This window comes from Enterococcus durans, from assembly GCF_002277935.1.
In the GTDB taxonomy this organism is placed as follows: domain Bacteria; phylum Bacillota; class Bacilli; order Lactobacillales; family Enterococcaceae; genus Enterococcus_B; species Enterococcus_B durans.
The window spans coordinates 2432886-2445674 of the sequence record NZ_CP022930.1 but is presented as its reverse complement, the minus strand read 5'-3'; the positions used below and the strand labels follow the sequence as shown (position 1 = coordinate 2445674).

The window sequence follows — 12789 nt, the reverse complement described above, 5'->3', positions numbered from 1 at the left end:
CAGATATGATAGCCTTGTATCGGCTGAGCTGACTTGTCTTAAGTTAGCTCCTAGTTGGAAGCGGATCTCATATCTGTGAAGGTTCATTGTCAAATCATTCGTTGCCGTAGTAATTAATAGAGCAAGGGAGCTAGTTTGATACATGGTATATAAACATTTAACCGCTGAAGAGCGTGGAAAAATTGAAGCCTATCTTGACGAAGGATTACGACCAGCTGAAATAGCACGTAGATTAGATCGCCATCGTTCAACAATCACTCGGGAGATTCAACGGGGGACTGAAGCTAGAAAAGCCAACAGTATCGCACGGTTGCCTTATCAAGCTTCAAGTGCACAAAATATCGCTAAATTGCGGAAAAAAAACTGTGGAGTTACTAAAAAAGCCACGATTCACAATACCAAAACTATTTTAAAATATCTGAATCTAAAATATTCTCCAGAACAAATTGCACATTCCATTAAAAGCGTAAAGGTATGTACATCCACGATCTATAACTGGATTTACTCAAAAACCATTGATTTCAACATCAAAAAGCTTAGGAGACATGGAAAAAGATATAAAGTAAAGTCATCTGGATCGAAGATTCGCATTGATCGAGCTTTCTTTGAAAATAGAACCATTGATTTGCGCCCAGAAGCTGTTCAGCTTCGTACAGAATTTGGTCATTGGGAAGCTGATACAGTAGTTTCAAAACGAGGCATATCAACCTGTCTAGCAACTTTTATCGAAAGAAAGACACGACAATACGTAGCAATTAAACTCCCTAATAAAACAGGCCGCGCTATGATGGCAGCGATTAAAAAACTAATAGAAATGTATCCTCAAGGGGTAAAATCTATTACTTGTGATCGAGGAACTGAATTTGTAAATCAATTTCAAGTCGGTCTTATTGAAGACACCTTCGGGTGCAAAATTTACTATGCAAATCCGTATGCACCTCATGAACGTGGTTCTAACGAAAATCATAATGGATTACTTAGAGAATATTTCCCTAAACCGTTTAATTTTAAGAATGTCTCGCAACGTATCGTCGATGACGCTGTAGAAAACTTAAATACTAGACCAAGAAAAATTCTAAATTGGAAAACACCAGCTCAAAAGTTTAAACTAGAATACGCGAGAATTACATGATATTTTCAAGAGATTATTTCATTTGTTATAAAATGTTTTTGTCGAACAATCGTATCAATTTAAGTTTACCGACAGGGTTTAAAAGAGCAAAAGACGAACTATATTTATATAAAAGTAATGTATAGTTGCGCTTAATCTTAACATTCGCCACATTGAATCTACTTTGTATAATATATATTATGTAAACTAGAATATGAAAATTTTATATTAGGCTATTCTCCCCACTATTTTACCTATCTCTAATATCTTTTAATGAACGTAATTAGCAAAAAACGAAAAAAATAACCATTTAACACTTGTAGGCATAAATGGTTAAAACCAGAATGTTGATTTTCCTTTATAGATAGGTTTACTTTTTCTGGATTTTATTTGTTTCTTTCAAATAGATTGCAATATCTTTTTTTAGAATATCAAATTCTTTTTTGCTAGTTGTGATAGCTAAGATAAATCGAACTGCTTCATTCTGAGAAAAAGCAGTCGTATAGCCGTTTATTTCAAGGAATGTGACCATTGCTAGCAGTGCCGTTCGCTTATTACCATTATAAAAGGGATGTTTCTTTGCGAGGTTTATTGCTAATATGGAAGCTTTGTCATAAATGCTTGGGTATAAATCTTCGCCCAAAAATGACTGAGACGGTTGATTGATTGCCATATCTAAAGCGCTGGAATCTTTTACAGCAATCATTTTACCTTTAGAATAACGAAGAATAACTTTACATTTAAACATAATGAACTACAGGAAAACTACTGGAACTGCTGTATGCTAAAATCATAAATCAACTAAATCTTTCAAAGGTTGATTATATTGATCCATAACAGAATCAACTATGCTATCGATATCGAGTTTTTCCTCAGCTTTTGCTATTTTTACTGTATTATCTGTTTGATAAATATAAATGATTGATTCTCCAGTTTCTACACCTATATATTTTTTTGTTTCTGGATGAATAGTCGTAATATCGCTATTGCCAGATTTTCTAATTTTATACTTGCGTGTCATTTTCAATGTATCTTTCCCCTCTTTTCCCTCTCAAATGCCTAGTTTATCAATAAAGTACTTGGAAAAGTGCTTGGATTTTTAGCATTTACACTTTTTCATTTATTATTTACGTACAAAAATCGATTTCTATCTTAATCGATCAGATAAATTCGCTAGTTAATAGCGGTCGCAACTAAAAAACTGATAAAGATTTCCGTTTCAAAGAAATTTTATCAGTTTCGACTTGTAACTTGCCATGAGAAATTGTCTTAGTCACAGATTTTATTAAAGAGCGTGTTTATTGGATCATATCGGAATCGAACGATTTGTTTGGCACACTCGATTTGCACAATAAACGGTACAGTTACTAGATCATCAGCAATCAAACCTAAAAACTCAAGTTCTGAAATTGATAGGTTGATGTGGAATTGCTGATTTTCGGTTGGATAAATCGTTGATTTATCGAATCCTACTAATATTTTTGTCCTAGGGAGCCATTTATTGGTGTATTTTTTCAAATAAACTTGAATAACTTCTTTGCCATCAATCGCTGAGTCATTAGCGATAGTTCCAGACACAATGATTTGTTTTCCTTCTAGAGAAACTTCAGAATGTTTGAGGACGAAGTTGCTATAACTTAAACCATAGCCAAACCGATACACTGGTTTTCCTGATAAATGAAGATAGTTCTCGTTAAAAGCGGTATCTCTAAAATTATAAAAAACCGGTAATTGTCCTTCTGCATCTGGTATCGATACTGCTAATTTTCCACTAGGATTTCGTTTGCCAAAAATTATATTCGCTAAAGCTTCGCCACCATATTGCCCAGGATAGCCCACATAGAGTAAAGAATCAAAATAATCTGCTAGCGGCGAAACAATGACTGGTCTTCCAGTAATGACCACACCAATCAAAGGCTTTCCAAGTTTTGCTAGTTCCTGGATCAGTTCTGATTGGCAATCAGGTACACTTAAGTCAGACAGATCGATATTTTCCCCACTAGTCATTTCGTTCGAACCACTCAATGCTGCACCATTCGTATCAAAAGTAGTCTCAAACTCACGTATGCTTGAACCACCGAATGTCACAATGACTACCTCTGCTTCTTCCGCTATCTCTTTTGCTTCTTCTAATAACTCCCTACGACCAGAAGTCATTCCACACCCTTTAGCCTGTGTAAATACGATATTATCCTTCTGGTACTGCTGTAATCCATCCCACAAAGTCGAACATCGCTCTCTCATCTTGAACGGCGTATAATCTCCTAATTGATGGTAAATACTTTCATTATGCGGACCGATTACTGCAATTTTGCATGATTCTGTTTGACTCAATGGTAATACACCTTGATTTTTTAACAAGACCACCGATTCTTCTGCTAATTGGATTGTTAACCGTTTCGTTTGTTCGATATCTACTTCCGCTATCTTAGGCAACTGTTTCCTGAACAGCCCCATCCTCTCCTTCAATTTCAACACACGAAAGACGGCATCATCTAACTCTTCAACAGAAACCTTCCCCATTTCGATAGCATGTTCCAATCTTGGGAAGACCTGATCCCATAAACTGATGTCCACCCCACTTTTTAATGCTTCTGCTGCTGCACGTATGGGGTCACCAAAGTGTTCAGCAATACGATCTAACGCACATCCATCTGCCATGACGATACCTTCAAACCCGCCCTCTTCTCTTAAAAACTTCTGCAATAAAAAGGGATTGATATGGCAAGGTACTCCATCTATATCATTATAAGCAGCCATGATTGCTGAAGTGCCTGCTCGAATACTTCTCAGCGCTGCCGGAAGATGCATTTCACGTAATTCTCGTTCACCAATGGCTACTGGTCCCGCATTATGCCCACCCATACTGGCTCCTTGGGCGGCAAAATGCTTTAGCACCGCCAAGACTAAAGGATGCCCATCTTCTTTTTGCAGTCCTCTAACAGCTGCTTCCGCAAAACAACTGGTCAGAAAAGGGTCTTCGCTAAAGCACTCTTCCGTTCTCCCCCATCTTGGATCACGAGCAATATCAAGGGCAGAAATCAAGCCGACATGCGCCCCTGTTGTACGAATTTCTTTTGCAACACATTCTTGGACTTTTTGATAAAGTCCAGGATTCCAACTGGCTCCACTGCAAAAATTAACAGGTACTGTCGTAGCATCTAGTCCTTGATGTCCATGGGGGCATTCTTCAGTCAAAAAAGCGGGGATTTTAAGTCTTGTATGTTCACTCAAATAGGTTTGGATCATTTGGCTGACTTCAAATGCTTCTTCTTGCGTAAGGCCTGTATTCAAATCTCTGTTCGTCCAAGGATCTGCCCGAAAAACACCATAGATCCACCCAATCGACCCAAAATATGCTACTTCTTTTTTGAAGTAATCAGTCAATTCGATTCTTCCATTTACTTTTTCGTAAACTTGCCACCCGTAGAGACGTTGATTCAGTTGTCCTACTTTTTCCCTTATAGTCATCTCTTTAAGAAGGTTTTCGATCATCTCATTACTCCATATACAATTTGATTGTGTGGATCTCATATGGTTTGAAGTTGATGCTTACACAGTTTCCATTCACCGGTAACTCCTCTTCCTCTTCTTCCAATAAATTACATAGAAAAGCGCGTTCAATATGTCGTTTTGCTGACAAGGAACCGACTGTTTGACGATTATGGTATTCATATAATCGAACAATGACCGCTTCTTCCTCTTCTGCTTTTTTCACTGTATCGAGTAAAATATTTTTTTCGTCAACAGAGAAATACGCTGTATCTTCACAATCTAAAAGAATCGGTAAGATCAACGCAGGAACATTCAAATCTAGGGCTTGCTCCATCGTATCTGCTTCCTTCCAAGTCCCATGATGTGCATACAAGGAATAGGTGAACTTATGGATTCCCTGATCTGCGTCTGGATATGGATCAGTTGCTGCTTTGATCAAAGAAATCCCTACTTTTTGATATGCTGTGTTGAATCCATATTTCGAATCAGTTAAAATGCTGACTCCAAACCCTTCTTCTGATAAATCGACCCATTTTTGACCACAGCTTTCAAAACGTGCGAGATCCCACGAAGTATTTTGATGAACTGCTCGCTTGACATTCCCGAATTGGATATCGAAAGTTGCTTCTAAGGTATTGACAGCGATCGGCATTTGCACTTTCAATAGCAAATGGTGTAGATGCCAGTCTACAGTGGTTTCAAAATCAATACGGCCAGTATCATGGTAAAAATGAATGAGTTGGCAAATCGCGGAATTCTCAAAAGGGCGAATGACTTTGATCGTATCTCGAATAGGCCCCTTTTCAACTAGCTTGGCTTCACTTAGCTGATCGACAAAATATGCTTTTTTATCGTAATAGATATCGATATCCCACGCATCGTAATTCATCGGTAGGTCTTCATAAGCAATTAGTTGATTCAGTATCGTGCCTTCAGGTAATATTTCTCGCTGGTATCTTTTGTCATATAAAGAAATGATCTCAAAAGAACGGTTGAATTTTACGATAAAGTCAGTTGTTTCAAACTCTTTTTGTATAGGCTGGACCACTTGTGCTTTCTTTGTGTTTTCCACGAGTTGAACAATCCGATTACTTAGACTAGCCATATGAGGTAGCTTCACCAACAGTTGTCCGTCGTGCGTTCGCTGCTGGAACTTTGCATCTTTGCTTTGTTTCTCTGCCGCAAAACAAATGATTACATCTCGTTGGATCCCTAATGGATTATAGACTGTTAGGTATTCCTGTCCTTTCAAAGAAGGCAGTCGATCCTTATTCTGTTCTGCCAGAAAATCAGTTAATTGCTGGATCAATGCATTTCCATTGTTTGTGATCAGCTGATAGTCTTGATCTGTTTCTTGGTACACTTCTTTTATAGAACTACCTGGCAAAATATCATGGAACTGATTGAGTAAGAGTTTTTTACATAGGTTTTCCAACTCTTGCGGGTAAATCGCCAGTCCATAGCAACTATATAGTTTCTCGATCGTTTGAAGAAAAAATTCAGATTGACGATTGGCTTTTTTGTTTTTGCCAATCGAGGTCAATGTTCCCCGGTGGTATTCAAAATATAACTCACCGTACCAAACAGGTGGATCATCAAGATTCAACGAATGTTCCAATCTCTGATAAAACTCGCTTGCTCGATTCCCAGTGATCGTTGGCATCTCAGGTAGAGGACGGTGCAAACGTCTTTGGACTTCCAACATCTGTCTTGTGGGACCACCGCCACCGTCACCATATCCATACGCCACAAGAATTTCATTGTGCGCACTTTTTTGCTGATACCGATCAAAGCTGCCCTTGATCGTATAAGGGTCTAAAAGGCCATTATATGTCGTGTAATAGGGAGTAGGGCTGTAGCCTTCACTGATAGTTGTGATAAAATGTGTCAGCACTCTACTGCCATCGATTCCCTGCCAGTAAAACGAATCATAGGGTAGTTGATTGAATTGATTCCAAGATAGTTTCGTTGTCATAAAATAAGGCGTGTTCGTTTTTAACAACAGTTGTGGCAAAGCTGCAGAATAGCCAAAAACGTCGGGTAGCCACAAAATCTGACTATCGATGCCAAATTCTTTTTTGATGAATCGTTTTCCATAAAGGAGTTGGCGAACAAGCGATTCCCCTGAGGTCAAGTTACAGTCTGCTTCTACCCACATCGCCCCTTCTACTTCCCACTTTCCTTCAACCACTTTACGCTTGATCTCATCGTACAACTCTGGTGCCTGTTCCTTAATGAACTGATACATTTGCGGTTGGCTTTGAAGAAAAGTATACTCAGGAAACTCTTCCATCAGTTTGAGGACAGTTTGAAAACTTCGTTGCCCCTTTTCGATTGCTTGCTGTACCGTCCATAACCAAGCTAGATCGATATGTGTATGTCCGACTGCCGTTACCCTTTCTTCAATTGCTCCCGCAGAGTGATAGAGTTCTTCGAAAATTCTGCGAGCGCTCTTTAGACTGCTGTAAAAAAGAGTAGAATAAGGTTGTCTAAAATCCAAGGAATTGACTGCTTTTGTTACAAATTTCTGGTACATCTCTGTTTTACCGCCGAATTGTCGAATTGCTCGCCAACAGTCAAGGAACGTGAAAAGATCGTAAATCGTTTGCTCCACCTCTGGATCGATTTTAATCAATGAAACGTACAAAGGAAACTTTTTTTCTGTCCGTCCAGCCCACAGTTCGATCGATAGATCCAAGGAACGATCAAAAAAGAAGTGATCCAAGATGATTTCTCTATGATTGACATCGATACTTTGGATAAGTGTTCCATCGATCGAAACATTCATCTGTGGGTTAGTCGTATTATCCCATTCCCCTAGTACTGTCTCTATTCGTAACGCTACCGTCGCCTTTTTCCATTCGCTAGGCACTGAAAAGCTACCTTTTAATGTGTAATGCCTGTTCTTTTTTCCAAAAAAAGTGCCTTGTTGATAGAGTTCCCATGATTCATCATTTTTCTTATAGATTGGTTCGATACGTTGTTCTTCTTGTACGCGATATTTTTTTTAATTCTCCTAAAATTCTTTGGGCACGCTCAAATTCAAATGGTTCCATCTATTTTCACATTCCTCCTACGTATTTCATGTTTCATTTGCATCAAAAACCTGGACCATCCTCGTGTAGAAAATAGTCGCAGGTCTTGTGCCTCATATCGCTAGTTTTCTTTCCATCGGTTATAAGCTGTTTGATAGACTTCAAGATATTTTTCGATGCCCATCGACTCTACCGTTTTCTTAAAATCGTCCCATTTACTAAGCGGTTCGACTCCCGTAATGAATTTTGCTTCCATTTGTTCGATATAAGTCGATAAATCGGTTGCCGTTGCCGAAACTTGGTCATTTTCTTTCACCGTTAGATAAAGAAGAGGAAAAGGAACTTTTGCAATATCGTTCATTTTCTCTTGTGTTTCCTTTGCTACCCACTCATCAAAACGAGTGTCTTTTTCTTCATCTGGTGCTGTTAAAAGTTTATATTCTCCAGTGTCGGTGACGATGTTCGGTGTAGTCAATCCGTATGCTGGCGTGATTTTCCCCCGTTCATCTTCCGTATTTTTCAGATCGATCCCTTTTGTGTACACGCGAACCTTCTCACCGGCAGCATTTTTCTGATATTCCCATAAAGAACCTTCTGGACCTTGTTCTAAATATTTCGATCCTTCCTCTGAATAAAAATAATCTACCCAGCGCACAGAAGCTTCTGGTGAAGGATTCACTTTCGTCAATGCGAAAGTCCCTCGAGAAAGACGAGGACTTCCTGGAATCACTGCATCAGTTGACCACTCAGACGTCAAAGGCTGGAACATTGGGTCATTCAATGCTTCTATTTCCGTTCGGCCCGTGGTGAAGAAACTAAAGTAGTCGGAAAATATCCCTAGTTGATCATTCTGTCCCTTCGCTTTTTTCTGTTCATCCGATTGTCCATAGACTTCTTTGTCAAGTAACCCTTCGTTATAAAGTTTATTCATGAATGTCAAATAGCCTTTATAGTTTTCAGTGGTGGGGGTATAAATGACCTGATCATTATCGACTTGGATCCCTCTTGTCCTCAAACCAAAAGCCGCAAGCAACCAGACTCTTGTTCCATTCATATCCACATCAGTTAGCGGAATCTCATCTGCTTTACCATTCCCATTAGGATCTTCATTTTTAAAACGAAGGAGAAGTTCATAGAATTCATCTATTGTCTTTGGCAGCTCCGTCACATTCAGCTTATCTAACCAAGTGCCGTTATACCACATTGGTCCTTGCCACCAAATCGATGTTGCATTTCTAGTGACCATCGGTAGAGAATAAACGTGTCCGTCTGGCGTCGTGATCGATTTCAATAAAGACGGGTCTTCTTGCGTCAATGCGTAAAAATTAGGCATTAGTTCTGGAGTTATGTATTCTTCTAAAGGAAGTAAAATCCCCTGTGAACCGTAATCGATTTCCATAGCAGAAGTCAAAGAACCCGAGCCAGCCCCATAAACGATATCTGGCAAATCACCAGAAGCAAAAGCTAGATTCAAACGTGTACTGAAATCAGCTAGGGGCGGTGTCGTATATTTCAATGAGATCCCTGTTTTTTTCTGATAATCTTTGAGTGTTGGCATATCTTCCCATTCTGCCAAACCAGCATTGGGTGCCATCAGATTCAATGTTAATTTTTGACCCTTTTTAATGATTGGAAACTGACCATCTGTATTCAATTCAGCCTTTGTTGTTTTTGCCGTATCCTTTTTGTCAGATTTTCCACAGGCACTGATTGCTGTAACACATAAAATAAGACAAATGATCCGTATAACTTTCTTTTTCATAGTTTTATCCTCCTTCTTAGTTATCCTTTTATTGAACCTACCATCATCCCTTTGACAAAATATTTTTGCAAGAAAGGATAGACGATGATGACTGGTAACGTTGAAACAATCATGACACCATATTTGATTACAGCAGCTAATTGCTGTTTGCTATACAGCATGTTCGCTGTGTCCGCACTTATATTGCTCACTGTATTTGAAGACATATCTTGTAAAATCAAGATTTCACGTAATACCAACTGCAAAGGATACATTGATTTGTCTGAAAGATAGATCAATGCACTGAAAAAGCTGTTCCAATGACCAACACCATAAAACAAAGCCATCACAGCGATGATCGGTGTCGATAATGGTAAAACGATTTTTAGGAACAAACGAAAATTAGAACAGCCATCCACGATAGCGGCTTCTTCCATCTCTCTAGGAATCGTTGTCTGAAAAAAAGTTCTTGTGACAACGACGTTATAGACTGATACACATCCCGGAATCACGAGAGCCCAGACTGTATTCAACATCCCTAAACTACGAATCAGCAGATAAGAAGGAATCAGCCCTCCAGAAAGAAACATCGTTACGAGCATAAAATTGGTAAATGCTTTTCTTCCATAGAAATCTTCCCTTGCCAAAGCATAGGCACAGGGCAATGTGACGAGAAGGTTGATCATCGTACCTAGCGAAGTATAATAAATCGTATTTAAATACCCTCGCCAAATGTTACTATTTCCCAACAACGTACGATAGCCTTCTAGAGTTACTCCCTTTGGAAATAGCCACATCTCCCCCGAATTTACAAGGTGCGGGTTTGAAATCGAGGCACTAACGATATAAATCAAGGGATAAAGCACGATCAATAACGCAATTGCTAAAAAAGTGTATAGGACACCCAGGAATAATTTATCTGCTTTGGTATCTTTGATAAGAGTGGTTGTTTTCATTTTTTCACCTCCTTTTTACAGCAGACTGGAATTACTCAAACGTTTGGCAATGCTATTTACTGAAATCAGTAAAATGGAATTGATCACTGAATTAAAAAGTCCGACTGCAGATGCAAAACTATATTGAGCATCCAACAATCCCTGCTGATACACGAATGTTGCAATGACATTGGACGATTCCATGTTCAAGGGATTTTGCATTAGAATGACTTTTTCGAATCCTACCGACATCAAACTACCAAAACTCATGATCAATAAAATGACCATCGTTGGCATGATCGTTGGCAAATTGATGTACCAAACTCTTTGCAACCTTGAAGCACCATCGATCGTGGCAGCTTCATGTAATTGGGTATCGACACCAGATAAAGCGGCTAAATAAATGACAGAGCCCCATCCAGTGCCTTGCCATACACCTGATAAAACATAAATCGTTTTGAACCACTTAGGATCAGTCATAAAGTTGATTCGTTGCAGACCAGCGAACTCCAACAAATGGTTGATCACCCCAGTTGAAGGAGATAAGAAAGCAATGATCATCCCTACCATGACCACCACCGCAATAAAGTTGGGCGCATAAGTCACTGTTTGCGTGATTTTTTTAAACGGACCATCCTTGATTTCATTCAATGCTAAAGCCAAGATGATTGGAAGCGGAAACCCAACGATGAGGGAGTACACACTGATACCTAAAGTATTTTTGATTAGATCCCAAAAATAGTAGGATTCAAAAAAACGCTGAAAGTGTTTCAACCCCACCCAAGGACTACCTAATATACCAAGAGAAGGCATATAATCTTTAAAAGCAATGATGATCCCATACATCGGTCCGTAAGAGAAAATCAGGATCACCAGAAAAGCGGGCAAAACAAATAAATAAAGTTGTTGATTCTTTTTCAGTTTCAGTTTGAGTTGCTGGAACTTTGTTTTTTTGCCTGTCGATGGTACCTGAATATTTGGATAACCCATTGGTTAACCTCCTTTTTACAAATAGTTTGCGCTTTCATTTTTATTTGTTATTTGTTATTTGTTATTTGTTATTCGAAGTCCGATTGCTCCGTTTGCGGGACGTGTGATTTCACTGCTAAGTAGATGATATTCGCCATCTATCTCATGAAATGACAGTTGCTTTTCTGTTGCTAGATCTACAACGACTGTGTCTATACTCGCTTTGATTTCACTTAACTTGATAAAAGATTGCGGTATTTCCAGAATGCTACGAAATGCGTAATATGTATCTTTTTCTTTATGCGAAGTAAAATACCATCCCTCGGTATTGTCACTCTGTTTTTTTTCTAGAGGTCGCGTATGATAGATCCCTTCACCATACCTTTGCAACCATGCACCGATTTCTTCTAAGATGAATGTTTCTTCCTTGGTGATCGTTCCTTCTGGAGTAGGCCCTACACCTAAAATCAAATTTCCACCTTTACTGACAACATCAATCAGCATCTCAATCAATTCCTGACTTGTCTTGAACACGTCATTTGGCACGTACCCCCAGTCGTTTCCTATAGGTATGTTGCTTTCCCAGGGTTTTGAAGGAATCTCATCATGCGCAGGTATTTTTCTTTCTGGCGTCACATAATTTTCGTGACGTCCCCCCATCATTCGATCTACAATGATCAATTCTGGTTGCGACTCACGGGCAATCTCTGCCAAACGGTCCATCTGTAGATCTTCTTTGCCTTGTCCACACCAACCAGCATCCAACCACAGAAAATCGATCGGTCCATAGTGAGTAGTGATCTCCTTTATTTGATGATGAACAAAAGAAACATATCTTTCCCACAGTTCAGGGTGCTTTTGTGTATCATAGCTGACATGCCGACCTTTGATAGTTGAATCATCTAACCAATAAAAAGGCGAGTACCAATCAGCTTTAGAATAATAGGCACCTGTCGCTAACCCCGCAGATCGAAAAGCAGTGAAAACTTCTTTAAGCACATCTCTTTTAAAAGGACTTAATTTACCTCCGATTTTGTACTCTGTTTCCAGTGTATTGTATAAATTGAAGCCATCATGATGCTTCGCTGTGAATAAACAATACCTAAAACCGGCCTTTTGACAAAGTTCCGCCCACTTTTCGGCGTTCAATTTTTTGGGGTTGAATTCCCTTATAAGTTGCCAATAATCCATTCGTAAATCTGCTATATTCTCTCGATAGGCTCTACCAGCTCGTGCCCATTCATCTTTTTCAGACAATTGCCAAGACTCCACGATACCTGCTTGCGCATATAGTCCATAGTGAAAAATGACACCGAATTTCAAATCTTGGAACCAACTTAAACGTCGTTCCAGCATTTTTGTTTCTGGATAAATCTCTTCTTGTTCATCTCTATTTTTCGATTGTTCAATATCGCCTCGGATTTTTTCCATTACACACCTCTCCTTTGTTTTAAACCTACTGGGCAAAGACAGAAAAAACAATATGTAAAAAAAGCCAATGTG

8 protein-coding genes and 1 pseudogene are annotated in these 12789 nt (G+C 39.0%); 1 reads left to right on the top strand and 8 read right to left on the bottom strand.

Annotated features, from left to right (window positions below):
• Window positions 1-142 precede the first annotated feature (142 nt).
• The gene (locus tag CJZ72_RS11635) at window positions 143-1132 is read left to right on the top strand and encodes an IS30 family transposase (protein WP_002337512.1); all 990 of its coding nucleotides are present in this window, start codon (window positions 143-145) and stop codon (window positions 1130-1132) included.
• Between the two features lie 349 nt (window positions 1133-1481).
• Here CJZ72_RS11635 and CJZ72_RS11630 read toward each other — a convergent pair whose 3' ends face one another.
• The 8 genes and pseudogenes from CJZ72_RS11630 to CJZ72_RS11595 form a co-directional block, all read right to left on the bottom strand.
• Entirely contained in the window at window positions 1482-1859 is a 378-nt protein-coding gene (locus CJZ72_RS11630) for a type II toxin-antitoxin system death-on-curing family toxin (protein WP_143348094.1), read from the bottom strand.
• A gap of 42 nt (window positions 1860-1901) precedes the next feature.
• Window positions 1902-2138: an AbrB/MazE/SpoVT family DNA-binding domain-containing protein gene (locus CJZ72_RS11625; RefSeq protein ID WP_179135122.1), complete on the bottom strand. Its 237-nt coding sequence runs from the start codon at window positions 2136-2138 to the stop codon at window positions 1902-1904.
• A gap of 242 nt (window positions 2139-2380) precedes the next feature.
• On the bottom strand, window positions 2381-4606 hold the full coding sequence (locus tag CJZ72_RS11620; RefSeq protein WP_081133562.1) for a glycoside hydrolase family 3 protein: 2226 nt from the start codon (window positions 4604-4606) through the stop codon (window positions 2381-2383).
• Between the two features lie 4 nt (window positions 4607-4610).
• A pseudogene (locus CJZ72_RS11615) lies at window positions 4611-7662 on the bottom strand (alpha-mannosidase).
• 100 nt (window positions 7663-7762) lie between these two features.
• Complete coding sequence (locus CJZ72_RS11610; protein WP_081133560.1) at window positions 7763-9403, bottom strand: type 2 periplasmic-binding domain-containing protein; 1641 nt, start codon at window positions 9401-9403, stop codon at window positions 7763-7765.
• A gap of 20 nt (window positions 9404-9423) precedes the next feature.
• Window positions 9424-10338 (bottom strand): carbohydrate ABC transporter permease, encoded by a 915-nt coding sequence (locus CJZ72_RS11605; protein ID WP_016176670.1) that lies wholly within the window; start codon window positions 10336-10338, stop codon window positions 9424-9426.
• A gap of 15 nt (window positions 10339-10353) precedes the next feature.
• On the bottom strand, window positions 10354-11307 hold the full coding sequence (locus CJZ72_RS11600; protein ID WP_081133559.1) for an ABC transporter permease: 954 nt from the start codon (window positions 11305-11307) through the stop codon (window positions 10354-10356).
• A 54-nt stretch (window positions 11308-11361) separates the two neighbouring features.
• On the bottom strand, window positions 11362-12717 hold the full coding sequence (locus CJZ72_RS11595) for an alpha-L-fucosidase (protein ID WP_095443858.1): 1356 nt from the start codon (window positions 12715-12717) through the stop codon (window positions 11362-11364).
• Between the last annotated feature and the right edge of the window lie 72 nt (window positions 12718-12789).

Coding starts and splice junctions, on each gene's coding strand:
- CJZ72_RS11635 (WP_002337512.1), top strand. CDS start 143: ATGGTATATAAACATTTAACCGCTGAAGAGCGTGGAAAAATTGAAGCC.
- CJZ72_RS11630 (WP_143348094.1), bottom strand. CDS start 1,859: ATGTTTAAATGTAAAGTTATTCTTCGTTATTCTAAAGGTAAAATGATT.
- CJZ72_RS11620 (WP_081133562.1), bottom strand. CDS start 4,606: ATGATCGAAAACCTTCTTAAAGAGATGACTATAAGGGAAAAAGTAGGA.
- CJZ72_RS11610 (WP_081133560.1), bottom strand. CDS start 9,403: ATGAAAAAGAAAGTTATACGGATCATTTGTCTTATTTTATGTGTTACA.
- CJZ72_RS11605 (WP_016176670.1), bottom strand. CDS start 10,338: ATGAAAACAACCACTCTTATCAAAGATACCAAAGCAGATAAATTATTC.
- CJZ72_RS11600 (WP_081133559.1), bottom strand. CDS start 11,307: ATGGGTTATCCAAATATTCAGGTACCATCGACAGGCAAAAAAACAAAG.
- CJZ72_RS11595 (WP_095443858.1), bottom strand. CDS start 12,717: ATGGAAAAAATCCGAGGCGATATTGAACAATCGAAAAATAGAGATGAA.